Raw genomic sequence first — 25,505 nt, forward strand, 5'->3', positions numbered from 1 at the left:
GGCATAGAGCAACACATGAAGCAGCGCATTTTCAGCCGCAGCTTCCTGCCGGTGTGGCTGGCCCTGGTGGCCCTGTTGCTGGGCGGCGCCGTGGTGCACCAAACCCGGTTTACCTCCGACATGTCGGCCTTTTTGCCCCAGGCCCCCACCCCCGAGCAGCAGTTGCTGGTAGACCAGTTGCGCGACGGCCTGGTGTCGCGACTGGTGCTGGTGGGTTTGGAGGGCGGTGACGGCCCGACCCGCGCCGCCCTGTCCAAAGCCGTAGCCCAAAAGCTGCGCGCCGAGCCGCAATTCAGCAGCGTCAGCAACGGCGAATCGGTATCCCTGGAACGCGACCAGGCGTTTTTGATGGCGCACCGCTACCAGCTCAGCCCGGCCATGGTGCCCGCGCACTTCACGGTGGACGGCCTGCGTGCGGCCCTGGGCGACACGCTGGACCTGCTGGCTTCGCCCGCTGGGCTATTGGTCAAGTCGCTGCTGCCCCGCGACCCGACCGGCGAATTGCCGCTGCTGCTGGACAATTTAGGCCGTGGCGGCACCGGCCCGCGCAACGCCGACGGCGTGTGGGCATCGCGCGACGGCGAACGTGCCTTGCTGCTGCTGCAAACCCGCGCGGCGGGTTCGGATACCGATGGCCAGCAACAGGCCATGGACCGCATACGCGCAGCGTTTTCGGAAGCCGTTGCCGCCCAGAAAGGTTCTGCGGCCACTGCCACCATGGTGCTGACCGGCCCTGGCGTGTTTGGTGTGAACGTGCGCAACACCATCGAGTCCGAGGTCACGCGCCTGTCCATCATCAGTCTGGGTTTGATCGTGCTCTTGCTTTGGCTGATCTACCGCTCGCTGCGCACCCTGGCTCTGGGCCTGCTGCCGGTGCTGGTGGGGGCCGTGGCGGGCATTGCGGCGGTCAGCCTGGGCTTTGGCACGGTGCACGGCCTCACGCTGGGCTTTGGCACCACGCTGATCGGCGAGGCGGTGGACTATTCCATCTACCTTTTTGTGCAGTCGGACGCGGCCACCACCGACCGGGACCGCAGCGCGTGGGTGAAGCGCTTCTGGCCCACCATCCGGCTGGGGGTGATGACCTCGATTTGCGGCTTTGCGTCCCTGCTGTTGTCGGGCTTTCCGGGCTTGGCGCAACTCGGTCTGTATTCCATATCCGGGCTGGTGGCCGCGGCTCTGGTAACCCGGTTTGTGCTGCCGCAGTTGCTGCCCCGCAGCTTCAAGGTGCGCGATGTATCGGCCCTGGGCGCGCGGCTGGCCGTCGTGGCGCGGCGGGCTGCGACCCTGCGCTGGGCCGTGCTGGGCCTGTGCGCGGTGGCGGCGCTGGCGCTGGCCGTGCAGCGCAACACGGTGTGGAACCAGGAGCTGTCGGCGCTCAGCCCGGTGTCGGCATCCGACATGGCCCTGGACGGCGCGCTGCGCGCCGACCTGGGTGCGCCCGATGTGCGCTACCTGGTAGTGGTGTCGGGGGCCAGCCAGGAAGAAGTTTTGCAGGGCGCTGAAAAAGTCGTCGCCCGCCTGCAGCCGCTGGTGGACGACCACAGTATTGCCGGGGTAGACAGCCCCACCAGCTTGCTGCCCAGCCTGGCCACACAACAGGCCCGGCAGGCCAGCCTGCCCGCCAGCTCCGAGCTGCAGGCGCGGCTGGCCGAGGCGCTGGCCGGCATGCCGCTGCGCGCCGAGCGCCTGGCCCCGTTTGTGCAAGAGGCCGAGGCGGCGCGGCTGGCCCCGCCCTTGCAGCGGGCCGACCTGGCCGGTACGTCTTTGGCGCTGGCGGTGGACGGCATGTTGCTGCAACAAAAGTCCACCGATGGCACGCCGCGCTGGAGCGTGTTTTTGCCGCTGCACGCTGCTGCATCGGGCGATATCGACCCGGTCCGCATCCGCCCGCTGCTGGCCGGAACCGGTGCCTTGTTTGTAGACATGAAGGGCGAAACCGACAGTCTGTACCGCAGCTATCTGCACGAAGCCGTGCTGCTGTCGGGGGCCGGGCTGCTGGCCATCGTGCTGCTGCTGGCCGTGGCCTTGCGCTCGCCCATGGCTGTGCTGCGCGTTTTGGCTCCCTTGGTGGGCGCGGTGCTGTGCGTGGCGGCGGCGCTGGTGTCGGCCGGGCAGAGCCTGACGATTCTGCACCTGGTGGGGCTGCTGCTGATTGTGGCCGTGGGCTCCAACTACGCGCTGTTTTTCAGCTCCGGCCAGGGTGAGATCACGCCGCGCACACTGGCCTCTTTGCTGTTTGCCAACATGACCACGGTGGCGGGCTTTGGCATTTTGGGCTTCTCGCAGCTGCCGGTGCTGCAAGCCATTGGGCTGACGGTGGGGCCGGGGGCGATTCTGGCCCTCTGCTTCTCGGCGGTGTGGGCGCAGACCCCAAAGACGGTTTGATGCGCGTACGCCTGGCGCCCCTGGTGTGGCTGAGCTTGGCCTGGCATGTGCTCGTGCTGGGGCTGCTGGTGTGGCAGCCCGCGCTATGGCGATGGGCCGTGGGGGCACTGGTGCTGAACCATGCCTTGCTGACGCTGGCCGGTTTGCTGCCGCGCTGCACGCTGCTGGGCTCCAACTGGACGCGCTTGCCCGCCGCCGCAGCCGCCCGCGGCGAGGTGGCGCTGACGATAGACGATGGCCCCGACCCGCTGGTCACACCGCTGGTGCTGGACTTGCTGGACCAGCACGCAGCCCGCGCCACCTTCTTTTGCATCGGCGCGCAGGCCGCGCTACACCCCGATCTGTGCTTTGACATCGTGCGCCGGGGCCACGCCATCGAAAACCACAGCCAACTGCACCGGCATAATTTTTCGCTGCTCGGCACGGTCAAGCTGCAGCGTGAACTGCAGGCGGCGCAAGATACCTTGGGCCGTTTGAGCGGCACGCCGCCGCGCTTCTTTCGGGCACCCGCTGGGTTGCGCAACCCGTTTCTGGACCCGGTGCTGCAACGCCTGGGCCTGCAACTGGCCAGCTGGACCCGGCGCGGCTTTGACACCCGCAATGGCGATGCCGCCGCGGTAGCCCGCATCCTCACACGTGGTCTGCGCGCGGGCGACATCTTGCTGCTGCACGACCGCCATGCCGCCGCCACCCCGCAAGGTGTGCCGGTGATTCTGGAGGTACTGCCCTTGCTGCTGGCCGCCATCCAGGCCGCCCATCTGAAACCCGTCACCCTGCGTTCGGCCCTGCTATGACCCTCTCCATGACCGTGCGCACCCTTATCACCCAGGCCGCTGCGCCCTACCGGGCTGCGGGCCAGTACGCCTGGCGCTTTGCCGCCGGTAAATTGGGGGGCGACCCGGTGTTTGTGCACCTGCTGGCCCAGGGCTTTCTGGCCGGGCGCTCCCGCATTCTGGACATCGGCTGCGGCCAGGGTCTGCTGACTTCGTGGCTGTTGTCGGCCCGGCAACTGGCGGCGCAAGGGCGCTGGCCGTCTGGCTGGGCGGCGGCTCCCAACCCGCAGCACATCCAGGGCATCGAGCTAATGCCGCACGACGTACGGCGTGCGCTTGCGGCCATGCCGGAGGCGGTACTGGCGGGCCGCGTAAGCTTTTTGCCCGGGGATATGTGCCGCTCCGACTTTGCGCCGGTCGATGCGGTGGTGATCCTGGACGTGCTGCACTACGTGCCCATCGCTGCGCAAGACGAGGTGCTGCGCCGCGTCAAATCCGCCTTGAACCCTGGCGGGGTGCTGCTGCTGCGCATCGGCGACGCGGGCGCGGGCTGGCCGTTTCGCTTCAGCAACTGGGTGGACTTTGTGGTCACCACCTTGCGCGGCCACCGGCTGGGGGCTTTGCACTGCCGCCCGCTGGGCGACTGGATGGCAGCCTTGCAGGCGCTGGGTTTCACTGTCACGCCGCAACCCATGAGCCAGGGCACGTTATTCGCCAATGTGCTGCTCGTGGCCCAATGTAATGGCTCACCCCCAGGCTACGCTGACCCCCTTGCAGGGGGCGATACCAGTGGTCCGGCAAAGCCGGTCCCACGGTATCCCTGAGGGGCCGACGTTCTGCCGTTCGAATGCGTGTGCGTAGTAACGGCGCATCCTTAAAATTAGCTAAGCTTTTTCCTTCTCCCCTGTGCAAGCACTTCTCCTCTCCCACTTCACCGCCACCAGCGCGATCGGCCACGGGCTGGTGCCGACGCTGGACGCATTGCGGGCGCAGCGTAGCGGTTTGACGCCCTGCGACTTCGGGTCTGCCGTGCTGGACACCTGGATAGGCCGTGTCAGCGTGGTGGACGACGAGGCCATGCCTGCAGATTTGCAGGCCTTTGACTGCCGCAACAACCGGCTGGCACAACTCGCCCTGCGCCAGGACGGTTTTTTTACCGCCGTGCAGGCCGTGGCGGCGCGCGTGGGGCCGCAGCGGGTGGGCGTGTTTCTAGGCACCAGCACCGCCGGTATTTTGCAGACCGAGTTGGCCTACCAGCACCGTGATGCGGCTACCGGCGCATTGCCTGCCGACTTTTGCTACCCGCAAACCCATAACCCGTATTCGGTGGCCGACTTTGTGCGCCGCAGTTGCGCGCTCACCGGCCCGGCCATGGCCGTGTCCACCGCCTGCTCGTCCAGTGCCAAGGTGTTTGCCTCGGCCCAGCGCATGCTGGCGGCGGGCTTGATCGACGCGGCCATTGTGGGCGGCGTGGACACCCTGTGCCTGACCACGCTGTACGGCTTCAATTCGCTGGGCTTGCTGTCCAGCCATCCATGCCGCCCGTTCGATGCGGCGCGCAGCGGGATTTCGATTGGCGAGGGCGCAGCCTTTGTGCTGCTGGAGCGCGCACCGGAGCGGTTGCCCGCCGACGCGGTGCTGCTGCTGGGCCTGGGCGAGTCCAGCGATGCGCACCACATGTCGTCGCCGCACCCCGAAGGACTGGGCGCGCGCCTGGCCATGCAACAGGCGCTGCGCAGCGCCGGGCTGGTGCCGGGCGACATCGACTACATCAACCTGCACGGCACCGCCACCCAGAGCAACGATGCCGCCGAAGGCCTGGCGGTGCAGTCGGTGTTTGGTGCGCGCACCACGCCGTGCAGTTCCACCAAAGGTGCCACCGGCCACACACTGGGCGCTGCTGGCGGGCTGGAGGCTGTGTTCTGCGCGCTGGCCCTGCGGCACGGCCTGCTGCCCGGCGGCGTGCATACCGAGGTGCTGGATGCGCGCCTCGACGTGGACTACCGGCTGTACAGCCAAAACCGGCCGCTGCGCCGCGTGCTCAGCAATTCCTTTGGTTTTGGTGGCACCAATTGCAGCCTGGTGCTGGGGACCGCACCGTGAGCGCGCTCACCGTATTTATCGACGGCGTGGGCCTGCTCGGGCCCGGCATTGCCGACTGGGCGCAGGGCCAGGAACAGTTGGCGGGCCGTGCGCCGGGGCAGTGGCTGAAAACCGTGCTGCCCGCACCCGCGCATTTGCCGCCTGCCGAGCGCCGCCGCTCCGGGGCCGTCATCCGGGTTTCGCAAGCCGTGGGTTTCGAGGCGATTGCGGCCGCCGGGATCACGCCGCAGGGCCTGGTGTCGGTGTTCACTTCCTCCGGCGGCGACGGGGTCAACTGCCATGAGATCTGCAGCCAGCTGGCCTCCGACGACCGCCTGATTTCGCCCACCCGCTTCCACAACTCGGTGCACAACGCCGCCTCGGGCTACTGGGGTATTGCCACTGGTGCCATGGCGGCATCTACCGCCCTGTGTGCGTTCGATGGCAGCTTTGCCGCCGGGCTGGTCGAGGCCCTGACCCAGGCGGTGGTGCAGGCCGAGCCGGTGCTGCTGGTGGCCTTTGACACCGATTACCCCGAGCCGCTGCGCAGCTACCGCCCGGTGCCCGACACCTTTGGTCTGGCGCTGGTGCTGTCGCCGGTGCGCAGCGCCCACAGCCTGGGCCAGATCAGTTTGCACCCTGGCCGCTACCTCAGTCCTGGCCCCGCCGACGTGTTGGTGGATACCGTGCTGGAAGGCCAGCGCCAGAGCATTCCCGCCGCGCGCGGCCTGCCGCTGCTGGCCGCGCTGGTGCGCCAGCAGGCAGGCATGGTGCGGCTGGACTACCTGGACGGCTGCCGCCTGGAACTGGAGTTCACCCCGTGCTGAACGCCGCCGACATCGCCCGGCGCATTCCGCACCACGGTGCCATGTGCCTGCTGGACTTTGTTACGCAGTGGGATGACACCACCATCGTCTGCACCGCCAGCAGCCACCGCGCGTTGGACAACCCACTGCGGGCCCATGGGCGGCTGGGTGCGGCCTGTGGCGTGGAATACGCCGCGCAGGCGATGGCCGTGCATGGTTCTTTGTTGGCGCAAGCCGACAGTGCGCCGCGCGTGGGCTATCTGGCCAGCCTGCGCGCGGTGGCGCTGCGGGTGCCGCGCCTGGACGATCTGGCGGGTGACCTCACCATCACCGCCGAGCGCATCACCGGCGATGCCAACAACATCCTCTACTGGTTCACCGTGGCCGCCGACGGCCAGACCTTGCTGACGGGCCGGGCCGCCGTGGTGCTGGATGCCACGCTATTCAAGGATTCCCCATGACGGATACAAAACGCGCGCTGGTCACCGGCGGCAGCGGGGCGATTGGCGCGGCCATTTGCCGCCAACTGGCCCGCGATGGCTTTGCGGTGGTGGTGCACGCCCACCGCGGCGTGGCGGCTGCGCAGGCGCTGGTGGATGACATCGTCTTGGCCGGCGGCCAGGCCCAGGCCGTGGCCTTTGACATCACCGACCCGGTCGCCACCACCGCAGCGCTAGACCTGCTGCTGGCCGACGGCCCCATCCAGGTGCTGGTCAACAACGCGGGCATCCACGAGGACGTGGTGTTCCCCGGCATGCAACTGCCGCAGTGGCAGCGGGTACTGGATGTGTCGCTGAACGGCTTTTTTCACGTCACACAGCCTTTGATGATGCCGATGATCCGCACCCGCTGGGGCCGCATCATCAGCATCACCTCGGTGGCAGCACTGATGGGCAACCGGGGCCAGGTGAACTACTCGGCGGCCAAGGGGGCTTTGCACGCCGCCACCAAGTCGCTGTCGCTAGAGCTGGCCAGCCGGGGCATCACCGTGAATGCGGTGGCCCCGGGCATCATCCAGAGCGCCATGAGTGAAGCCGCGTTCGATGCCACCCGCATTGCGCAGATGGTGCCCATGAAGCGCGCAGGCCAGCCCGAGGAGGTGGCCGACCTGGTGAGCTTTTTGGCATCCGACCGGGCCGCCTACATCACCGGACAAATTATTTCGATCAACGGAGGCATGGCATGACCGTTTTAACCCACGCTGCGGCGGCCGCTGGTTCGGTCCACAAGGCCGAGTTGCTGCTATTTTTTACCCTGCTGCAACTTACGCTGATCGTATTGGCCGGGCGCATGGGCGGGGCGCTGGCCACGCGCTGGGGACAGTCGGCGGCGGTGGGGGAAATCATTGTGGGTATTTTGCTGGGGCCATCGCTGTTTGGGCTGCTGGCACCGGACGTGTTTGCCACGGTGTTCAAGTCGGCCTCGGGTGAGCCGATGCAGATGCTGTCGCAGATCGGGCTGATTTTGCTGATGTTCCAGATCGGGCTGGAGTTTGACTTTGGCCACCTGACCGAGCGCCGCAACCGCCGCACCGTGGTGTGGGTCAGCATCGCCTGCATGGTGCTGCCGTTTGCGCTGGGCGTGGGCTTGGGCTGGATCAGCGCGCCCATCCTGTCGCCGCAGGCCGATGCGCTGGTGTCGTCGCTGTTCATCGGTACGGCCTTGTCGATCACCGCGCTGCCTATTCTGGGGCGCATTTTGATGGAGTTCCACATGACCCGCACGCCGCTGGGTGTGATTGCCATCAGCGCCGCGGCCATCAACGACGTGGTGGGCTGGCTGCTGCTGGCCCTGGTGAGCACGCTGGCAGTGTCCAACTTTGACGCGCTGACCTTTGCCGTGAAAGTGGCGCTGGTGCTGGGCTTTTTGCTGCTGTGGCAGTGGGGCGTGCGGCCGCTGATGAAGCGTGTGATCCGCCACTTCGAGCGCGGCCAGGCGGCGGGCAGTGATGAGCTGCACCCGCACCTGCTGGGGGTTGCGCTGGCCATGGTGTTTGTGTCGGGCATGGCCACCTACAAGCTGGGCATTTTTGCGATTTTTGGCGGCTTCATGATGGGCGTGGTCCTGCACGACGAGCACGCCTTTGTGCGGGCCTGGAAGGCGCGGGTCAGCCCATTTGTGCTGGTGTTCTTCTTGCCGATCTTCTTTACCTACACCGGCTTGCGTACCAACATTGGCGGGCTGGACAGCCTGGCGCTGTGGGGCTGGTGCGCGCTGGTGTTTGGCCTGGCCACGCTGGGCAAGTTTGGCGGGGCCTACCTCGCCGCCCGCGCTACCGGCCTGAACCACCCCGAGGCCAGCATCCTGGGCATTTTGATGAACACCCGCGCGCTGATGGAACTGATCATCATCAACGTGGGTTTTGACCTGGGCGTGATCTCGCAAAACATGTTCACCATGCTGGTGATCATGGCGATTGGCAGCACTGTCATCACCACGCCGCTACTGCGCCGCTGGCTACCCCAGGTGGGGCATGCGCTGCCCGTGCCTGCTGGCGTAGCGGCATAAACCAGAACACTATTGTTTTGATAGCTGCTGGCGCAGGTTATATATGCGCTAGAGGCCTAAAAGGCTATTAATTTTAGCCTCCGCGCCAGCAGCAGCGGCAGGCGCAGCACAAAGCCCGCAAACAAACGGCTGTGCATCCAGGTCAGCAGGCAGTTGTCGCGCAGGTAGTTGAAGTGCGACACGCCGCCCTCGGCCACGGTGAAGTACTTCACCGTGGCGGGTAGGTTGATGGCGGGCACGCCGCGCCAGCTCATGCGCACGACGGCCTCGGGGTCGAAGTCGAAGCGCCGCATCCAACGCTGGCCCTGCATCACCTGGCGCAGCGGCGCGATGGGGTAGACCCGAAAGCCAAACAGCGAGTCGCCAATGCCGGCCCACAGCGTCTCCAGGTTGGCCCAGCCGTTGGAGATCTTGCGGCCCTGCACGCGCAGTTGCGGCGCGTCGGCGGCAAACACCGGCACGCCCAGCACCATGGCGGCAGGCTGCTGTTGCGATGTGGCCATGAAGGACGGGATCAACTCCGCCGGGTGCTGGCCGTCGGAGTCCATGGTCAGCACGTGGGTGAAGCCCTGCGCGGCGGCCTGGTCCAGGCCCTGCAGCACGGCTGCGCCCTTGCCCACGTTGTGCGGCAGCACCAGCACCTGCAGGCCGGGGTCGGCGGCGGCCATGGCTTGCAGCAGGGCGGCGCTGTCGTCGGTGCTGCCGTCCACTACCACCCACACCGGCGTCCATTGGGCGCGGGCCGCGCGCACGGTGTCGGCCACCTTGATGCCGGGGTTGTAGCTGGGGATCAGCACGAGGTGGGTGGATGAGGCGGAAGTCATTTAGCGGGAATGTTCGGTCACGGGCAGCATGGCGCTGGCCAGCTCGGTGTGGAAATACTGCTCCAGCGTGCGGGCAAATACCTCCACATTGTCCGGCGGGTCAAAGCGCTGGCCCAGCCGCAGCCGGTAAACCATGGGCATGGCTGGGCGGCGCAGCAGCGGCCAGCCCTTGCCCAGAAACGGCGAATTGGTCTCGATGAACACGGTTTGCACCGGCACCTGGGCCTGCTTGGCGATCAGCCCCACGGTGCCCTGGATGTGGTTCACCGGCAGCTGGGTGGTGCGCGTGCCCTCGGGGAACAGCAGCAGGTGGTTGCCTTTGCGCACATCAGCTACCGCCAGTTGCACCATGGAGCGCAGCGAGTCGTTGCGGATGTAACGCGCCAGCCGGGCGCCTGAGCCCAGCAGCAGGTTGTCCATCAGCTCGGCCTTCATCACGCACGATACATGGGGCAGGCGCGAGATCACCAGCACCGCATCCAGCAGCGAGGGGTGGTTGGGCGCAATCACCATGCCCGGCGCGCCGCGCAAGGCATCCAGGGCCGACAGGTCAAACTGGCAGGCCCCCATCCACGCCAGCACCCGTAAATACACCCGAAACACCAGTGTGATGCCCCAGCGCCCGACCCAGGTGCCCACCGCGCGCGGCAGCAGCCAGTACAGGGGCAGGGCCAGCACCGTCCAGTCCATGCACACCATGGCAAACAGCAGCAAGCCCAGGCGCAGGCGCAGCGCGTCCACGCCGTGGCGGATGCCGCGTAAAAGACGAGAGGTCGGCAAAGGCTACAGGCTCCCCGTATCCAGCACGCGGATGTTGCTCTTGCGGCGGCGTATGGCCTGCCAGGTGCGTTTGAAGTTGAGCGCGCAGACGGTGTAGTAAATGCCCTTGAGGAGGCGCAGCGAGTTCCAGATGGGGGTTTTGCCAAAGATGTCGCCCGCCAGCATGGACAGCAGGGCCTCTTTGACGCGGAAGTCGTTGCGTGGCCCCATGAACAGGTCGCGCATGGTGGGGTTGGTCACGCGGTAGATAAACCACGAAAACTCTTTCGGCCCGAGCCGGGTTTGCTGGTCAAAGTGGCGCAGCGCCTGGGCCGCGCGGGCGGGCTCGCGCAGGCAGGTGTCTACGGTTTCGGCCCCCACGAAGCCACCATGCATGGCCAGCATCACGCCCGACGAAAACACCGGGTCGATAAAGGTAAACGCGTCGCCCAGCAGCAGGTAGTTGGGGCCGTGGGTCTGGTCGCAGCTGTACGAGAAGTTGCCGGTCACCTCCACATCCGACACCAGCGTGGCCCCCGCCAGGCGCTCGGACAGCGCCGGGCTCATGGCCACAGTGGCCAGAAAGAAGTCTTTCACCGGCTGGTTGCGGGTTTTCAGGTAGTACGACCAGACCACCGCGCCCACGCTGGTGGTGCCGTCGGCCAACGGAATGAACCAGATCCAGCCGTGGTCGAACCAGAAGATGGTGATGTTGCCCGCGTCCTGCCCGTCGTGGCGTTTGGCACCGGTGAAATGGCCGTAAATGGCCGAGCTGTTGTGTTTGGGGTTGCGCTTTTTGGAGGCGAATTTTTTGCCCAAAAAGGTGTCGCGCCCGGATGCGTCCACCACATACCGGGCTTGCCATGCGCCCTGGCGACCATCGTCGTGCTCGGCGTGGATGGTGGCACCGCTATGGTCGGGGGCAAAGGCCACGTCGCGCACGCGGCAGCCCTCGATGACCTCGGCGCCCTTGGTGGCGGCGTTGCGGATCAAGATTTCATCAAACACCGAGCGCCGTACCTGGTAGGAAAAGGGCATGGTCTTGTCCCACGCGTCGGCAAAGTGGAAGGTGGAGCTTTTTTGGGCGTGCCAGGGCGAGACAAATTCTGCTCCCCACTTTTCCATCGACACGGCCTTCACCTGTTCCAGCACGCCCAGCTTGTCCAGCAGGGGCAGGTTGGCGGGCAGCAGGGATTCGCCGATGTGAAAACGCGGGTGGTGGGCTTTTTCCAGCAGCACCACGGAGTAACCACGCTCGGCCAGCAGGGTGGCGGCTGTGGAGCCTGCGGGGCCGCCACCGATGACCAGCACATCGCAGGCGGTGGGGGTGGGCGCAGATGTCGCAGGGTTTGTTTCGGTCATGGGGCGGCCTTCAAAGAGCAGGGATGACAGGGGCCCGGACGGGCAACGACCGAATCAGGAAGTTGCAGATTTTACTTGCCACACCGCCCGCCATTTCTCTGCGTTTGGTGCGTTTTCCGCCAGGAAAACGTGGCCTGGAATGCGTTTATTATGGAAAGTAGAAACCCCTCTCCATCTCTATTTAGACCGAAAACGCTTTGTCCTCTATGCCCTTGGGTCTGGCACCCATTGCCCCACCGCTGTCCTTGCACTACCTGTCCTGCGGCACCGGGCCGCACCCGGCGGCCCTGGGTGCCGTGCGGTTTGGTGGCACCACGCTGCAGGCCTCGTCGCTGGAGATCGCCACCCCGGTGCTCGGTCAGGCCGGAGATGTGCGTGAGCTGTGGCACACCGGCCAGCCGGTGCGCACTGGTACCCAGGGCCTGCTGCACTACGCCATGTCGGACGACGTACTGTTCGGCGCAATTTGCATTGCGGACACCGACAGCGATGTGGCGCAGTACCCCGGCGGCGGCTACGACCCGCTGCGTCCGTCGTTGCTGCAACAGGCTTCCGAGCAGGCGTACCTGGCCGTGTTTGCCGCGCTGGAGTCGCTGGGCTACCCGCACCTGTTGCGCGTCTGGAATTACTTTTCGGCCATCAACGCCGAGACCTGGGGTATGGAGCGCTACCTGCAGTTCAACATCGGGCGGCAAGATGCTTTTCGCAAGATGGTCCGGCCGTTTCTGGCCGATGCCCCGGCGGCCTGTGCGCTGGGCACCCATGGCGGCGGCTTGCAGGTGTATTTTCTGGCCGCTAAAGTACCGCCGCTGGCGCTGGAAAACCCGCGCCAAGTCAGCGCCTACTTCTACCCTGACCAATACGGGCCGCGCACGCCGTCATTTTCACGCGCGGCACTGGCGACGCTGCCGGGCCAGCGCTGGCTGTTCATCAGCGGCACCGCCAGCATCGTCGGCCACCAGACCCTGCACGCCGGGGATGTGCGCGCACAAACCGAAGAAACCCTGCGCAATATCGCCGTGTTGCTGGCCCAGGCTAACCGGGCAGAGGATGCCCAGGACTGGACCCAGGCCGCCGTGCAGTACAAGGTGTACGTGCGCCACGCGGCAGATTTTGAAGCGGTGCGGGCGGTGCTGGACGCGCAGTTGCCGCCTGCCGCCGTGCGCGTCTACGTGCAGGCCGACGTGTGCCGAGACGACCTGCTGATGGAAATCGAGGCCACGGGCTGCCTGCCTGCGCCAGGGGTTCAGGTGGGCAAGAACCCGTCTACCGATAAATAGCGTTCGCCGGTGTCGTAGTTGAAGCCCAGCACCCGTGCGCCTGGGGGCAGTTCGGGCAGTTTTTGCGCAATCGCCGCCAACGTGGCACCGCTGGAGATGCCCACCAGCATGCCTTCTTCGCGGGCGCTGCGGCGGGCCCATTCGCGGGCCGGTTCGGCATCTACCTGGATGACGCCGTCCAGCAGCGACACGTCCAGATTCTTGGGTATGAAGCCCGCGCCAATGCCCTGGATCGGGTGCGGCGCCGGTGCGCCGCCCGAGATCACCGGTGAGGCCGTGGGTTCGACTGCAAACACTTTCAAATTCGGCCAGGCCGCCTTCAACACCTGGGCGCAGCCGGTGATGTGGCCACCGGTACCTACGCCGGTGATCAGCGCGTCCAGTCCGTCGGGGAAGTCGGCCAGAATTTCCTGCGCCGTGGTGCGCACGTGCACCGCGATGTTGGCCGGGTTTTCAAACTGCTGCGGCATCCAGCTGCCGGGCGTGGCCGCCACCAGCTCCTGGGCGCGGGCGATGGCGCCTTTCATGCCTTTTTCGCGCGGGGTCAAGTCAAAGGTGGCGCCGTAGGCCAGCATCAGACGGCGGCGCTCGATAGACATGCTGTCGGGCATCACCAGCACCAGCTTGTAGCCCTTGACTGCCGCCACCACCGCCAGGCCCACGCCGGTATTGCCCGAGGTGGGTTCGATGATGGTACCGCCGGGCTGCAGCACGCCGGATTTTTCTGCGTCCTCGATCATGGCCAGGGCGATCCGGTCCTTGATCGAGCCGCCCGGGTTGCTGCGCTCGGACTTGATCCAGACGTTGGCCCCCGGGCCAAACAGCCGCTGGATACGGATGTGCGGGGTGTTGCCAATGGTCTGCAGGATGGTTTCGGTTTTCATAGGTCTCCTCGGAAGTGGACGGAAATTTGCCATTGTGGCGCACTGCATAATCGGGGGGTGAAGCCCGCCAGACCGCCGCTGGTGCAATCTGGGAAACCAGGCACTGGAGGAACGTCCGGACTGCATAGGGCAGCGTAGCAGCTAATGGCTGTCCACCGTGAGGTGAGGATTAGAGCAACAGAGACGAGTCTTTGCAGGCAACCCCCGCGGGTGGTCTGTGCGGTGTCAGCGCAAGCTGGCACGCGGGTGGCGTAAGCCGCACGCCCACGGCGCAAGCCGTGGATAGCACAGCACCCTTTGCGGACAGAGCCCGCAAAGGGTGAAACGGGCAATCTCTACGCGCAGCAATACCAAATAGGCCAACGTTGACGGGGCCCCCTGAGTTGGCGGGTAGGTAGCACCGAGCCGGGCGAGCGATCCCCGGCCCAGATTAATGGCGGTCACACGAAGGGCAACCTTCGCGCACAGAATCCGGCTTATCGGTGGGCTTCACACTTTTATATGTGGAATAGGCCTCTAGCGCATATTCCACCTTCGCAAGTAGCTATTTATTCAATAGCATCCATGCGCCATACCCCGCAACCACCGCGGGCTATCGGGGCCACAGATAATTTCTAGCTCTTTTAACCAAGGATGCAGCATGAAGTTAATGGATTACGGCTTGAAGCCCATCGATTTTCAAAACCCCACCGTGCAAACGCCGTCGGACGGCCTGTCGCGCCGCGGCTTTGCCGTGACCGCGCTGGCCACCGGCTTTGCGGTCGCGTCCAACCCGGTGCTGGCCCAGGCCATCGTTACCGACTCCGTTGGCCTGGTGGCGGGGGAGGTCAGCATTCCCGTGGCCGACGGCAAAATTCCCGGCTACCGCGCCATGCCTGCCAAGCCCGGCAAGCACCCGGTGCTGCTAGTGGTGCAAGAAATCTTCGGCGTGCACGAGCACATCAAGGACATGTGCCGCCGCTTTGCCAAGTTGGGCTACTACGCCATCGCACCCGAGATGTATGCGCGCCAGGGGGATGTGTCCAAGCTCACCGATATCGGCGAAATTTTGTCCACCGTGGTCTCCAAGGTGCCCGATGCCCAGGTGGTGTCAGACCTGGACTCGGCCGTGGCCTTTGCCGCCGCCAGCGGCCACGCCAATGCCAGCCGCGTCGGTCTGGTGGGTTACTGCTGGGGTGGCCGCGTCGCCTGGGTGTACGCCCGCCACAATCCCAAGCTGAAGGCCGCCGTGTCGTACTACGGCCTGCTGGACGGCATGCAGGCCGACATCCGCCCGCAGGACCCGGTGGACTTCGCCAGCGAACTGAAGGTGCCGGTTCTGGGCATGTACGCCGGGCTGGATGATTTCATCAAGCCCGCCGCCATCGACCGCATGACGGCGGGCCTGCGCACCTCGGGCAGTGGCTCGGAGATCGTGGTGTTCCCTAATGTGAACCACGGTTTCAACGCCGACTACCGCCCCAGCTACGACAAAACCGCCGCCACCTATGCCACCAAGCTGGCGCTGGACTGGCTGAAAGAGCACGGCGTGTAAGCCAGGCCCCCGCTTTCACAGGCTCCACGGCCCGTCGCAGCGTGCGACGGGCCGTTTGCGTTTCAAGGCGCACCCTCTTGCGCGGATAATTCCCCCATGCACATCCCATTCACCAAAATGCAGGGCGCGGGCAACGACTTTGTGGTGCTCGACGAGACCCAGGGCCGTTTGGGCCTGACCCAGGCGCAGTACCGGTTTCTGGCCGACCGCCACTTCGGCGTGGGCGCAGACCAGATTTTGTCGGTGCGCGCGGCCAGCGCACCGGGCATCGACTTCGAATACGCCATCCACAATGCCGACGGCGGCGAGGTGGAGCACTGCGGCAACGGCGCGCGCTGCTTCATGCGCTTTGTCCACAGCCGGGGGCTGACCACGCAGCGCAGCGTGCGGGTGCAGACCATGGAGCGCGTGCTGCAGCTCCACATGCAGGCTGACGACCGCGTCACCGTGGACATGGGGCTGCCGGTGTTTGACCTGGCGCAGATTCCATTCGATCCACAAGGCCTGCAGCCCAAAGCGGTAAATAATTGGCAAAAATGGCCTCTGGTGCAGGTAGCGTCTGCGCAAGTAGCTATCTTTAGTGTAGCAGTCGTGTCCATGGGCAACCCGCATGCGGTGCACCTGGTAGACGATGTGGATACCGCCCCGGTGCTGGCCACCGGTCCGTTGGTGCAAGCCCTGCCGTGTTTTCCCAACGGGGTCAACGTGGGCTTTATGCAAGTGGTGTCCCGTAGCCATATCCGCTTGCGGGTGTTCGAGCGCGGCGCGGGCGAGACCCTGGCCTGCGGCACTGGCGCGTGTGCCGCGGTAGTGGCGGGCATCCGCTTGGGCCTGTTGGACGCACAAGTCGATGTGGACACCTTTGGGGGCCGCCTGAGCATTGCCTGGGCGGGCATGGACCAGCCGGTGCTGATGACCGGCCCGGCCACCACCGTTTTCGACGGCAGCATCACCCTTCCAGATTAAACCTTTTATGAACATGAACACCAACAACCCCATCACCGAAGACGACATCGCCAACTTCCTGAGCAATACGCCCGAGTTCTTCGAGCGCCATTCGCAGGTGCTGGCCTCGGTGCAGCTCACCAGCCCGCACGGCAACCGGGCGGTCAGCCTGCAAGAGCGCCAGGCCGAGATGCTGCGCGAGAAGATCAAGGGCCTGGAGCACCGCATCATGGACATGGTGCGCAACGGTAACGAAAACGTGATCATTGCCGACAAGCTGCAGCGCTGGGCCCGCAGCCTGCTGCTGACCCGCGCGCCCGGCGACCTGCCCGAGCGCATCGCCCACGAGATCGAGGTGCAGTTTGCGGTGCCGCAGGTGGCCATCAAGGTCTGGGGCGTGTCGGACGAATACGCCCACGCTGCCTGGGCCCAGGGCGTGAGCGAAGACGCGAAGATTTTTGCCTCGTCGCTGACCGCGCCGTTTTGCGGTGTGAATTCCGGCTTTGAGGCTGTCAGCTGGCTGGCCAACCCCGCCGCCGCCATGTCGATTGCCCTGATGCCGTTGCGTACCGGCGTGCTCAACAGCCCCAGTCCGGCCTTTGGCATGCTGGTACTGGCCTCGCCCGACGGCCAGCGCTTCGAGTCGGCCATGGGTACGGACTTTCTGGAGCGCATCGCCGAGCTGGCCGGGGCGGCCCTGTCGCGTCTGCGGGTGTAAATGGCCGGTGCCAGCGATTCCTCCGCGCTGGTCGCCCAGTACCTCGACTACGTGCGCTTTGAAAAGCGCCTGGCTGAGCGCACGCTGGCGCTCTACGCGCTGGACCTGGCCAAACTGAGCGCCCAGGCCGAGTCCGCCGGGGTGGCGCTGACCGATGTGGCCCACCACCACATCCGCCGCTGGGTGGTGCAGATGCACAGCCAGGGGCGCAGCGGGCGCGGCATTGCGCTGATCTTGTCGGGCTGGCGCGGGTTTTACGTCTGGCTGGGCCGCCAGGGTCGGGTGTCCAGCAACCCGGTGCAGGACGTGCGCGCCCCCAAATCCGCCAAACCCCTGCCCAAAGCCCTGGGGCTGGACGAGGCTGTGGGTTTTGCCGACTTTGAAAACGAAGCCGACGACCCGTGGCTGGAAGCCCGTGACGCGGCCATGGTCGAGCTGTTGTACGGTGGCGGCCTGCGGGTGGGCGAACTGACCGGGCTGGACGCGGCACCCAACGCCTCGGCCAAAGGCTGGGTCGATCTGGCCGCGGGCGAGGCCCATGTGCTGGGCAAGGGCAGCAAGCGGCGGATTGTGCCCATCGGCAAAACTGCCGTGGCGGCGCTTGAAAAATGGCTGGAAATACGCGCCGAAGGGCAGGGCACAGAGGTATCGGCGGCGATGTTCCTGGGCCGTTACGGCACCCGCCTGACTGCCGCTTCGGTGTGGCAGCGCCTGCGCCGCCGCAGCCGCCTGGCGGGCACCGCCACCCCGGTGCATCCGCACATGCTGCGCCACTCGTTTGCCAGCCACGTGTTGCAAAGCAGCGGCGACCTGCGGGCGGTGCAAGAGCTGCTGGGCCACGCCAACATCAGCACCACCCAGGTCTACACCCGGCTGGACTTCCAGCACCTGGCGGCCACCTACGACAAGGCCCACCCCCGGGCCAAGCTGCCCGGCGCAAAGTAAGCAGGAAAGCAGGCCGGAAGGCCCCACAATCCGGCCCTATGAAAACCATTCGTTTACGTGAAGGCAAAGAGCGCTCCCTGCAGCGCCGCCACCCCTGGATCTTTGAATCTGCCATCGCCCGGGGCGGTGCCGATGCGGGTGAAACCGTGCGTGTCGAGTCCAGCGAAGGCAAGTTCTTGGCTTGGGCGGCATTCAGCCCCACCTCCAAGATACGGGCCCGCGCCTGGAGCTTTGACGAGGCTCAGCGCATTGATGCTACGTTTTTTGTAGCTGCTGTTGCAAGCGCTATAAGCGCTAGAGCCCGATTTGACGTAAAAAGCGACGGCATGCGCCTCATCCACGGCGAATCCGATGGTTTGCCGGGCCTGATCGTTGATCGCTACGGTGACACGCTGGTGGCGCAGTTTCTGTTTGCCGGGGTGGAGCGCTGGAAAGACGTGCTCATCGATGCCATCTTGGCCGCCACCGGCCTGACCCAGCTCTACGAGCGCTCGGATGCCAGCACCCGCGCCCTGGAGGGCCTGGAGCCCACCACTGGCTGGCTGCGCGGCGACGGCCCGACCGACTTGACCATCCAGGAGCACGACTGGCGGCTCACGCTGGACATTGCCGAAGGCCACAAAACCGGCTTCTACCTGGACCAGCGCGACAGCCGCCAGAAGATGGCCCGCTACGCCCAGCGCCTGCAGTTCCAGCGGGTACTGAACTGCTTCAGCTACACCGGTGGGTTTACCGTGGCCGCTTTGGCAGGGATGCGCGCCGGGGGAGCCATGGGCCACGTCACCTCGATTGACTCGTCGGGTCCCGCGTTGGAGCGGGCAGCGGCCAATGTGGCGCTGAACGGCTTTGCGCCCGAGTGCGTCACCTTTATGGATGCCGACGTGAACGCCTCGCTGCGCCAGTTTGCCGTGCGGGGCCAGACCTTCGACTGCATCGTGCTGGACCCGCCCAAGTTTGCCCCTACTGCCGCCCACGCCGACCGTGCGGCCCGGGCTTATAAAGACATCAACCGCCTGGCCTTCAAGATACTGGAGCCGGGCGGCGTGCTGTTCACCTATTCCTGCTCGGGTGGCATCAACGCCGACCTGTTCCATAAGATTGTGGCCTCGGCCGGTATCGACGCGGGGGTGGATGGCTATATCAGCGAGCGCCTGGGCGGTGCGCCCGACCACCCGATGACAGTCAATTTCCCCGAGGGCGAATACCTCAAAGGGTTGGTGATTTTGCGTAAATGAGCCTGTACAGATGCCGATTGAATTGGCCGCTACACTCCCCACCTGTTAATTTCCACGAAATCGGGTGGGCCGCGCGGCTCCCGGTGCAAAGTTAGCAATGAAAGAACCTATGGCACTCATCCCCGCCACCATCCTGACCGGCTTTCTGGGCTCCGGCAAAACCACGCTGCTCAAGCGCGTGCTGACGGAGGCCCACGGCCAGAAAATCGCCGTCATCGAGAATGAGTTTGGCGAAGAAAACATCGACAACGAGATTTTGGTGTCCGAGCCGGGCGAGCAAATCATCCAGCTCAACAACGGCTGCATCTGCTGCTCCATCCGCGAAGACCTGCGTGCCACCCTGAGCCTGCTGGCCGCCAAAAAGCGCAAGGGCCTGCTGGACTTTGACCGCGTGGTGATTGAAACCACCGGTCTGGCCGACCCCGGCCCGGTGGCGCAGACCTTCTTTATGGACGACGAGATCGCCGAAAGCTACCTGCTGGACTCGATTTTGACCCTGGTGGATGCCAAGCACGCCGCCACCCAGCTCAATGACCGCCAGGAAGCCCGCCGCCAGGTGGGCTTTGCCGACCAGATCTTCATCAGCAAGACCGACCTGGTCGAGCCTGCCGAAGTCGATGCGCTCATGCACCGCCTCAAGCACATGAACCCGCGGGCGCCGCAAAAAGCCGTGCATTTTGGCGAAGTAGCCTTGAGCGAAGTGTTTGACCTGCGCGGCTTCAATCTGAACGCCAAGCTCGACATTGACCCCGACTTCCTGAAAGAAGACGACCACGCAGGCCACGACCATGCCGAGGGCGAGCATTGCGACCACCCCTCGCACCAGCACGGCCACGACCATGGACACGAAGGCGGGCACCATCACCACCACGACGACGATGTGAAGAGCTTTGTCTTCAAGTCCGACCGGCCTTTTGACCCGGCCAAGCTGGAAGACTTCCTGAGCGCCATCGTCAACATTTACGGCCCGCGCATGTTGCGCTACAAAGGTGTCTTGAATATGCAAGGCACCGAGCGTAAAGTCATTTTCCAGGGTGTGCACCAGTTAATGGGCAGTGACCTGGGCCCGGAATGGACTGCAGACGAAAAACGCGGCAGCAAAATGGTGTTTATAGGCATTGATTTGCCCAAGGACATCTTTTTGCAAGGCATGGAACAGTGTTTGGTGTGACGCCCAGAACAGAAATAGTGACGATTGCGGGACGCTAAAGCCCCGCGCCAACCATGAGTACTACCCAAGTGACCACAGCGCCCAAGCCCACCCCCGCCCCCGTGGCGGCTGCCACCGAAGCCACCCCGGCGGTGCAGACCAGCCCCCGCTACACGTCGATTCCGGCCAAGAGCGTGCGTCCTTCGTCGCGTTTGGCGCAGTTGACTGTGCCTTCCATGGCGCCGGCTGTCGCATCCACTGCGGCCAAGTCCAGCTACATGCAGAACGCGCCCGAGCCCATGATTGCGCCTCCGCCCCACGTGGCCGCCAAAAAAGACCCCAAGCTGGCGAACAACTGGAAGACCACCCCGGCCGACAAGCTGACCGATGCCGAAGTCATCGCCATGCCCGACTCCGAGTACATGAACGAAAAGCAGACCGCTTTCTTCCGCCTCAAGCTCACGGTGCTTAAGCAGGACATGCTGAACAACGCCGGTGAAACCACCGAGCACCTGCGCGAAGACACGGTGGTCGTGCCCGACCCGGCCGACCGCGCCACCATCGAAGAAGAACACGCGCTGGAGCTGCGCACCCGCGACCGTGAACGCAAGCTGCTCAAGAAAATTGAGCAGTCCATCAACCGCATTGACGCGGGTGATTACGGCTACTGCGACGAAACCGGCGAACCCATCGGCGTAGGCCGGTTGCTGGCCCGCCCCACGGCCACGCTGTCGCTGGAAGCCCAGCAGCGCCGCGAGCTGAAACAAAAAATGTTTGGCGATTGATAGTTCGCATCTAACCCCGCTGCTTGCGCCGCTGCCACCATGCCACCTAACGAACCCTCGGGTCTGCTGTCCAAGGTCGTCAAGTTTGTCCGCAATCCGACGACGAACTGGTCTGACCTGGACCAGCCCGAGCTCGACAAGGAGAGCCAGTACAGCAAGCAGATGCTCAAGGAGATGATTGAGCGTAAAAAGCGCAACGATTTTGTACGCCGCCGCGAGTTTGACCAGCTGCGCAAATTGCGCCAACGGGAAGTTCAGCCCTCGTCTGATGCGGTGGAGCGGCCGTCCTTCTTCCAAAGCAGCATGCAGTCCAAGCTGGACGACCGCGCCGGTACGATCAAAAAGATCGACGACATCGAAGCGCAAATGTCCAAGCAGTGGTGGAAAGCCAAGGATGCCGGTGCCAGCCAGCCCGTGCGCCTGTCGGGTCATGCCGGTTTGCCGGCTACCGAAGCCCATCCGCTGGGCAATACCCGCGCTTACGCCCCCACCGTGCCCGCCGCGTTGCCCACCCAGGCTGCTGCCCACCATGCGAATGCGTTTGCGCCCACCGACATATCGCCGTTGCGCGATGAACGGCCGTGGAGCGTGCCCACGCCGAGTAGCGAGCCGATGGTGGACATGCTGGCTGCGCTGGACCACAACCTGAACCTGGATTTTGATTTTGGCGTGCCCGCGCAAAAGGCGGCCCAGCCCGCTTCTCTGGATTTGGATTTGCCCGACCTGGAAATGGGTGTGTACGAGCACAACCCTGACCTTGAAGAGGCCGCCATCCGTTTTGCCAATGGCGATGTAGCCGGTGCCGAAGCGGCTTTGCAAGCCTTGCTGCAGCAAAGCCCGGTGCCATCGGTCCATTCCGAGGTGTGGGTGGCGCTGTTTGATTTGTACCGCGCCACTAACCAGCAAGACCGGTTTGACATTGTGGCCATTGATTTCGCCGGCCGTTTTGGGCGTACCGCACCAGCCTGGTTTTCGATTCCAGACCAGGCCGGACTGTCGCTGACGGCCCATGTGTTGCCTGGCGCGGCCGCAGGCCAGGGGGGGAGTTTTACCTGGATGTGTCCGGCGGTTTTGAGCGCAGCAGCCGTGGCCAGCCTGCAAGCTGCCTTGCAATTGCGGGCACCGGCATCGGTGCAGATCGATTGGGCCAGCCTGGGGATCATCGACAGCACCGCAGTGCAAGCCCTGGGCGACGTTTTTGAGGCCTGGGCCGACCAGGTGGTGCAACTGACTTTTGCCGATGTGGGGCATCTGCAAGACGTGCTTAAAAGCCATACCGTGTCGGGCGATGCAACTGCCCATCCCCACTGGTGGCGCGTGCGGCTGGCGCTGCTGCGCATTCTGCAAAGCCAGGATGCTTTTGACATGGTGGCGTTGGAGTACTGCATTACCTACGAGGTGTCGCCACCGGCATGGCAGGCGGCACATTGCGGATACGCCGTGCTGGATGCACACAGCGATGGGGTCTTGCGGGATGCGGTGGCCGTCTCGACATTTGGATCTTCCGACTTCAAAGACTCAGATACTGGCGTGCGTACGCTGCCGCCAGACCTGTCTACCGCCTTGGTGTCTCGGGGGGCTTTGTCGGGGCTTGTGCTGGGCGATGCCTCGGTTGCTTTGGCGCTGGTGGATGCCCAGGCCAGTGGACGCGACTTGCTGGTGGTGGCTTGCGACACCTTGGTGCGTATCGACTTCTCGGCCGCGGGCTCGGTGCTCAACTGGGCTGCAGACCAGCATGCTGCGGGCCGCCAGGTGCAATTTACAGGGTTGCACCGCCTGGCCGCCATCTTCTTCAACGTGATCGGCATCAACGAAAACGCTACCGTCATTCCGCGTCGGAATTGACCTGCTGCCCTGGCGGCGTATGTGCTGCGCTTGCATTTATGGCCCCCACCCTTACCTAGACCCTATGGAACAATTTCACGGCACCACCATCATCAGCGTGCGCCGCCAAACCCCCAACGGCGTGCAAGTCGCCATTGGCGGCGACGGCCAGGTCACGTTGGGCAACATCATTATCAAAGGCACGGCCCGCAAGGTCCGCAAGCTGCACCACGACCGTGTATTGGCAGGCTTTGCAGGTGCAACTGCCGATGCTTTCACTTTGTTCGAGCGCTTTGAGGGCAAGTTGGAAAAGCACCAGGGCCATCTGGTGCGCGCCGCCATAGAGCTCACCAAAGACTGGCGCACCGACCGCGTGCTGCGCCGCCTGGAGGCCATGCTGGCCGTGGCCGACAGGACCGCGTCCTTGATCATTACCGGCAACGGCGATGTGCTGGAGCCCGAGCATGGCATTGTCGCCATTGGGTCGGGCGGTGCCTATGCCCATTCGGCGGCCAAGGCGTTGCTGGACAACACCGAGTTGTCGGCCTCCCAGATCGTCAAAAAGTCGTTGGAGATCGCGGGTGAGCTGTGCATCTATACCAACATGAACCACATCATCGAAACCCTGGACTGACCCATGTCCTCCATGACCCCCCAAGAAATCGTTGCCGAGCTGGACAAGCACATCGTCGGCCAGCACCAGGCCAAGCGGGCCGTGGCCATTGCCCTGCGCAACCGTTGGCGCAGGCAGCAGGTTGCAGAGCCGCTGCGCTATGAAATCACGCCCAAGAACATTTTGATGATCGGCCCCACGGGCGTAGGCAAGACCGAGATTGCCCGCCGTCTGGCGCGCCTGGCCGATGCGCCGTTCATCAAGGTCGAGGCCACCAAGTTCACCGAAGTGGGCTACGTGGGCAAAGACGTGGATGCCATCATCCGCGACCTGGCCGACATTGCCGTCAAGCAAACCCGCGAAACCGAGATGCGCAAAGTGCGTGCCCGGGCCGAGGACGCTGCCGAAGACCGCATTCTCGACATCCTGATCCCCACTGCGCGGAGCCTGGAAGGGCAGGGCCAACCGTCGGATACACCTGACAGCGCGGCCCGCCAGAGCTTTCGCAAGAAGCTGCGTGAACACCAACTCGACGACAAGGAGATCGAGCTGGACCTGGCCGATACCAAGGCGCAGATGGAAATCATGGGCCCGCCCGGCATGGAGGAAATGACCGAGCAACTGCGCGGCATGTTCAGTCAAATCGGCCAGACCAAGCGCAAAACCCGCAAGCTGCCGATTGGCGAAGCCCTGAAGCTGCTAGTCGAAGAAGAGGCGGCCAAGCTGGTCAACGAGGAAGAGATCAAAACCCAGGCCATTTTCAATGCCGAGCAAAACGGCATCGTCTTCATTGACGAAATCGACAAGGTTACTTCGCGCAGCGAAGGCAGCGGGGCCGAGGTGTCGCGCCAGGGGGTACAGCGCGACCTGTTGCCGCTGGTCGAAGGCACCTCGGTGTCCACCAAGTACGGCACGGTCAAGACCGATCACATCCTGTTCATCGCCTCGGGCGCGTTCCATTTGAGCAAGCCCAGCGACCTGATCCCCGAACTGCAAGGCCGGTTTCCGATCCGGGTGGAGCTGCAGTCGCTGTCAGTGCAAGACTTTGAGGCAATTCTGGTGCAAACCCATGCCTCGCTGGTCAAGCAGTACCAGGCGCTGCTGGCCACCGAAAACGTGACGCTGGAATTTCTTCCCGAAGGCATTACCCGGCTGGCGCATATTGCGTTTGACGTGAACGAGCGTACCGAAAACATCGGTGCCCGGCGTTTGTCGACCGTGATGGAGCGGTTGTTGGACGACATCAGCTTTGATGCCGCCCGGTTGGCCGGGCAAACGTTGGTCGTTGATGCCGCCTACGTGGACACCCGCCTCAAGGAACTGAGTAAAAACGAAGACCTGTCGCGGTATATCTTGTAAAAGTTCTAGGCTGCGCGTTCTGCCGCAGGTGATTGCTCATCTTTGTTACACCTGATGCCGTAGCCTCATTCGGCACATTCATAAACCTTTCTAAGTCCTTAATTTTTAACGTTTTTTGTGCAAATCAACATGCAACAATGAGGCTAAGTCATTGATTTGATTGAAAAAATACTGCGCTGCCGGTGGGCGCAGTCTTTTTTTCCTGATACAGTGCAAAAAAGTGCAATTAAGTGGTGAAAAGTGCCTTCGCATCGCCCATTTGGTTGTCGCTCAATAGCAAGGGTGGGCAGTTGTTGTGTTTCAAGGGGCTTCGTCTCTCAGTCTGGATGCGAAGGGTCGGCTCTCGGTGCCGACCCGGCACCGTGACGTGCTGAGCGCGACAGCTGGTGGCCAACTGACCATCACTAAACATCCCCATGGTTGCCTGATGTTGTTCCCGCGTCCCGAGTGGGAGAAATTCCGCGAGCGCATTGCCGAGCTGCCCATGTCTGCCCAGTGGTGGAAGCGCATCTTTTTGGGTAATGCCATGGATGTGGAGCTGGACAGCACCGGCCGTGTGCTGGTGTCGCCGGAGCTGCGCGAAGGCGCGGGTATCCAGCGCGAAACCGTGTTGCTGGGCATGGGGCGGCACTTTGAGTTGTGGGACAAAGCCACCTACGACGCGCAAGAAGCCAAAGCCATGGAAGGCGAGATGCCCGAAGTGTTCAAGGATTTTTCTTTCTAAGGCCCTA

At 64.3% G+C, this 25,505-nt stretch carries 24 protein-coding genes and 1 other RNA gene; 21 read left to right on the plus strand and 4 right to left on the minus strand.

The annotated features are described in order from the left end of the window. The first annotated feature begins 15 nt into the window (after positions 1-15). The 8 genes from AC097L_RS17380 to AC097L_RS17415 all read left to right on the plus strand — a co-directional run bounded on the left by AC097L_RS17380 (position 16) and on the right by AC097L_RS17415 (position 8,557). Positions 16-2,388: an MMPL family transporter gene (locus AC097L_RS17380; protein ID WP_479587793.1), complete on the plus strand. Its 2,373-nt coding sequence runs from the start codon at positions 16-18 to the stop codon at positions 2,386-2,388. Further along, positions 2,388-3,182 carry a polysaccharide deacetylase family protein gene (locus AC097L_RS17385; protein WP_479587794.1) on the plus strand — a complete coding sequence of 265 codons (795 nt, stop codon included), beginning with the start codon at positions 2,388-2,390 and terminating at the stop codon, positions 3,180-3,182. Before AC097L_RS17380 ends, AC097L_RS17385 begins: the two co-directional genes overlap by 1 nt. A gap of 8 nt (positions 3,183-3,190) precedes the next feature. Next, a complete protein-coding gene (locus tag AC097L_RS17390; protein WP_479587795.1) occupies positions 3,191-3,985 on the plus strand; it encodes an SAM-dependent methyltransferase in 795 nt (264 codons plus the stop codon). Between the two features lie 82 nt (positions 3,986-4,067). Beyond that, positions 4,068-5,264, plus strand: coding sequence for a beta-ketoacyl-[acyl-carrier-protein] synthase family protein (locus tag AC097L_RS17395; protein WP_479587796.1), 1,197 nt, complete (start codon positions 4,068-4,070; stop codon positions 5,262-5,264). Next, positions 5,261-6,070, plus strand: a complete 810-nt coding sequence (locus tag AC097L_RS17400; RefSeq protein ID WP_479587797.1) for a beta-ketoacyl synthase chain length factor — start codon at positions 5,261-5,263, stop codon at positions 6,068-6,070. The genes AC097L_RS17395 and AC097L_RS17400 overlap by 4 nt, the downstream gene beginning before the upstream one ends. Continuing rightward, a complete protein-coding gene (locus tag AC097L_RS17405) occupies positions 6,064-6,510 on the plus strand; it encodes a hotdog family protein (protein ID WP_479587798.1) in 447 nt (148 codons plus the stop codon). The genes AC097L_RS17400 and AC097L_RS17405 overlap by 7 nt, the downstream gene beginning before the upstream one ends. Then, on the plus strand, positions 6,507-7,235 hold the full coding sequence (gene fabG / locus AC097L_RS17410; protein ID WP_479587799.1) for a 3-oxoacyl-ACP reductase FabG: 729 nt from the start codon (positions 6,507-6,509) through the stop codon (positions 7,233-7,235). The genes AC097L_RS17405 and fabG overlap by 4 nt, the downstream gene beginning before the upstream one ends. Beyond that, positions 7,232-8,557 carry a cation:proton antiporter gene (locus AC097L_RS17415; RefSeq protein ID WP_479587800.1) on the plus strand — a complete coding sequence of 442 codons (1,326 nt, stop codon included), beginning with the start codon at positions 7,232-7,234 and terminating at the stop codon, positions 8,555-8,557. The genes fabG and AC097L_RS17415 overlap by 4 nt, the downstream gene beginning before the upstream one ends. 56 nt (positions 8,558-8,613) lie before the next feature. Here the strand turns inward: AC097L_RS17415 and AC097L_RS17420 are convergent, their stop codons facing one another. The 3 genes from AC097L_RS17420 to AC097L_RS17430 are packed head-to-tail and all read right to left on the minus strand — an operon-like array spanning position 8,614 to position 11,502. Then, entirely contained in the window at positions 8,614-9,381 is a 768-nt protein-coding gene (locus AC097L_RS17420) for a glycosyltransferase family 2 protein (protein ID WP_479587801.1), read from the minus strand. Beyond that, positions 9,382-10,161 carry a lysophospholipid acyltransferase family protein gene (locus AC097L_RS17425; protein ID WP_479587802.1) on the minus strand — a complete coding sequence of 260 codons (780 nt, stop codon included), beginning with the start codon at positions 10,159-10,161 and terminating at the stop codon, positions 9,382-9,384. Between the two features lie 3 nt (positions 10,162-10,164). Next, positions 10,165-11,502, minus strand: coding sequence for an NAD(P)/FAD-dependent oxidoreductase (locus tag AC097L_RS17430; RefSeq protein ID WP_479587803.1), 1,338 nt, complete (start codon positions 11,500-11,502; stop codon positions 10,165-10,167). Between the two features lie 206 nt (positions 11,503-11,708). Here AC097L_RS17430 and AC097L_RS17435 point away from each other — a divergent pair, with 206 nt between their 5' ends. Then, the gene (locus AC097L_RS17435) at positions 11,709-12,782 is read left to right on the plus strand and encodes a chorismate transformation FkbO/Hyg5 family protein (RefSeq protein WP_479587902.1); all 1,074 of its coding nucleotides are present in this window, start codon (positions 11,709-11,711) and stop codon (positions 12,780-12,782) included. On the opposite strand, the gene cysK is transcribed toward AC097L_RS17435, so the two are convergent. Then, a complete protein-coding gene (cysK, locus tag AC097L_RS17440) occupies positions 12,749-13,666 on the minus strand; it encodes a cysteine synthase A (protein ID WP_479587804.1) in 918 nt (305 codons plus the stop codon). The two genes, AC097L_RS17435 and cysK, sit on opposite strands and share 34 nt — an antisense overlap. A gap of 59 nt (positions 13,667-13,725) precedes the next feature. On the opposite strand from cysK, the gene rnpB reads away from it, so the two are divergent. The 12 genes from rnpB to mraZ all read left to right on the plus strand — a co-directional run bounded on the left by rnpB (position 13,726) and on the right by mraZ (position 25,498). Beyond that, positions 13,726-14,161: RNase P RNA component class A (rnpB, locus tag AC097L_RS17445), an RNA gene on the plus strand. A gap of 145 nt (positions 14,162-14,306) precedes the next feature. Beyond that, positions 14,307-15,200, plus strand: coding sequence for a dienelactone hydrolase family protein (locus AC097L_RS17450; RefSeq protein ID WP_479587805.1), 894 nt, complete (start codon positions 14,307-14,309; stop codon positions 15,198-15,200). 96 nt (positions 15,201-15,296) lie between these two features. Beyond that, positions 15,297-16,166: a diaminopimelate epimerase gene (gene dapF / locus AC097L_RS17455; RefSeq protein WP_479587806.1), complete on the plus strand. Its 870-nt coding sequence runs from the start codon at positions 15,297-15,299 to the stop codon at positions 16,164-16,166. 13 nt (positions 16,167-16,179) lie between these two features. After that, positions 16,180-16,863, plus strand: coding sequence for a DUF484 family protein (locus AC097L_RS17460; RefSeq protein WP_479587807.1), 684 nt, complete (start codon positions 16,180-16,182; stop codon positions 16,861-16,863). After that, positions 16,864-17,808, plus strand: coding sequence for a tyrosine-type recombinase/integrase (locus AC097L_RS17465; RefSeq protein WP_479587808.1), 945 nt, complete (start codon positions 16,864-16,866; stop codon positions 17,806-17,808). It begins immediately after the preceding gene. A 38-nt stretch (positions 17,809-17,846) separates the two neighbouring features. Next, on the plus strand, positions 17,847-19,043 hold the full coding sequence (locus AC097L_RS17470; protein ID WP_479587809.1) for a class I SAM-dependent rRNA methyltransferase: 1,197 nt from the start codon (positions 17,847-17,849) through the stop codon (positions 19,041-19,043). Positions 19,044-19,152: 109 nt separating this feature from the next. Then, positions 19,153-20,214 carry a CobW family GTP-binding protein gene (locus AC097L_RS17475; RefSeq protein WP_479587810.1) on the plus strand — a complete coding sequence of 354 codons (1,062 nt, stop codon included), beginning with the start codon at positions 19,153-19,155 and terminating at the stop codon, positions 20,212-20,214. A gap of 53 nt (positions 20,215-20,267) precedes the next feature. Beyond that, positions 20,268-20,978: an RNA polymerase-binding protein DksA gene (gene dksA, locus AC097L_RS17480; RefSeq protein ID WP_479587811.1), complete on the plus strand. Its 711-nt coding sequence runs from the start codon at positions 20,268-20,270 to the stop codon at positions 20,976-20,978. Between the two features lie 39 nt (positions 20,979-21,017). Continuing rightward, positions 21,018-22,823, plus strand: coding sequence for an STAS domain-containing protein (locus tag AC097L_RS17485; protein WP_479587812.1), 1,806 nt, complete (start codon positions 21,018-21,020; stop codon positions 22,821-22,823). 64 nt (positions 22,824-22,887) lie between these two features. After that, positions 22,888-23,436 (plus strand): ATP-dependent protease subunit HslV, encoded by a 549-nt coding sequence (gene hslV, locus AC097L_RS17490; protein WP_479587813.1) that lies wholly within the window; start codon positions 22,888-22,890, stop codon positions 23,434-23,436. A 3-nt stretch (positions 23,437-23,439) separates the two neighbouring features. Next, positions 23,440-24,774, plus strand: a complete 1,335-nt coding sequence (gene hslU / locus AC097L_RS17495; protein WP_479587814.1) for an ATP-dependent protease ATPase subunit HslU — start codon at positions 23,440-23,442, stop codon at positions 24,772-24,774. Between the two features lie 295 nt (positions 24,775-25,069). After that, entirely contained in the window at positions 25,070-25,498 is a 429-nt protein-coding gene (gene mraZ, locus AC097L_RS17500) for a division/cell wall cluster transcriptional repressor MraZ (protein WP_479587815.1), read from the plus strand. Positions 25,499-25,505 lie beyond the last annotated feature (7 nt).

Source organism: Rhodoferax sp. RT5P35 (assembly GCF_056521385.1).

Excerpts from the sequence above, each read along its gene's own strand:
- AC097L_RS17420 (WP_479587801.1), bottom strand. The coding sequence starts at position 9,381 with ATGACTTCCGCCTCATCCACCCACCTCGTGCTGATCCCCAGCTACAAC.
- AC097L_RS17430 (WP_479587803.1), bottom strand. The coding sequence starts at position 11,502 with ATGACCGAAACAAACCCTGCGACATCTGCGCCCACCCCCACCGCCTGC.
- AC097L_RS17385 (WP_479587794.1), top strand. The coding sequence starts at position 2,388 with ATGCGCGTACGCCTGGCGCCCCTGGTGTGGCTGAGCTTGGCCTGGCAT.
- AC097L_RS17465 (WP_479587808.1), top strand. The coding sequence starts at position 16,864 with ATGGCCGGTGCCAGCGATTCCTCCGCGCTGGTCGCCCAGTACCTCGAC.
- AC097L_RS17450 (WP_479587805.1), top strand. The coding sequence starts at position 14,307 with ATGAAGTTAATGGATTACGGCTTGAAGCCCATCGATTTTCAAAACCCC.
- dapF (WP_479587806.1), top strand. The coding sequence starts at position 15,297 with ATGCACATCCCATTCACCAAAATGCAGGGCGCGGGCAACGACTTTGTG.
- hslU (WP_479587814.1), top strand. The coding sequence starts at position 23,440 with ATGTCCTCCATGACCCCCCAAGAAATCGTTGCCGAGCTGGACAAGCAC.
- fabG (WP_479587799.1), top strand. The coding sequence starts at position 6,507 with ATGACGGATACAAAACGCGCGCTGGTCACCGGCGGCAGCGGGGCGATT.
- AC097L_RS17460 (WP_479587807.1), top strand. The coding sequence starts at position 16,180 with ATGAACACCAACAACCCCATCACCGAAGACGACATCGCCAACTTCCTG.
- AC097L_RS17415 (WP_479587800.1), top strand. The coding sequence starts at position 7,232 with ATGACCGTTTTAACCCACGCTGCGGCGGCCGCTGGTTCGGTCCACAAG.
- AC097L_RS17380 (WP_479587793.1), top strand. The coding sequence starts at position 16 with ATGAAGCAGCGCATTTTCAGCCGCAGCTTCCTGCCGGTGTGGCTGGCC.
- hslV (WP_479587813.1), top strand. The coding sequence starts at position 22,888 with ATGGAACAATTTCACGGCACCACCATCATCAGCGTGCGCCGCCAAACC.
- dksA (WP_479587811.1), top strand. The coding sequence starts at position 20,268 with ATGAGTACTACCCAAGTGACCACAGCGCCCAAGCCCACCCCCGCCCCC.
- AC097L_RS17390 (WP_479587795.1), top strand. The coding sequence starts at position 3,191 with ATGACCGTGCGCACCCTTATCACCCAGGCCGCTGCGCCCTACCGGGCT.
- AC097L_RS17435 (WP_479587902.1), top strand. The coding sequence starts at position 11,709 with ATGCCCTTGGGTCTGGCACCCATTGCCCCACCGCTGTCCTTGCACTAC.
- AC097L_RS17485 (WP_479587812.1), top strand. The coding sequence starts at position 21,018 with ATGCCACCTAACGAACCCTCGGGTCTGCTGTCCAAGGTCGTCAAGTTT.
- AC097L_RS17475 (WP_479587810.1), top strand. The coding sequence starts at position 19,153 with ATGGCACTCATCCCCGCCACCATCCTGACCGGCTTTCTGGGCTCCGGC.
- cysK (WP_479587804.1), bottom strand. The coding sequence starts at position 13,666 with ATGAAAACCGAAACCATCCTGCAGACCATTGGCAACACCCCGCACATC.
- AC097L_RS17470 (WP_479587809.1), top strand. The coding sequence starts at position 17,847 with ATGAAAACCATTCGTTTACGTGAAGGCAAAGAGCGCTCCCTGCAGCGC.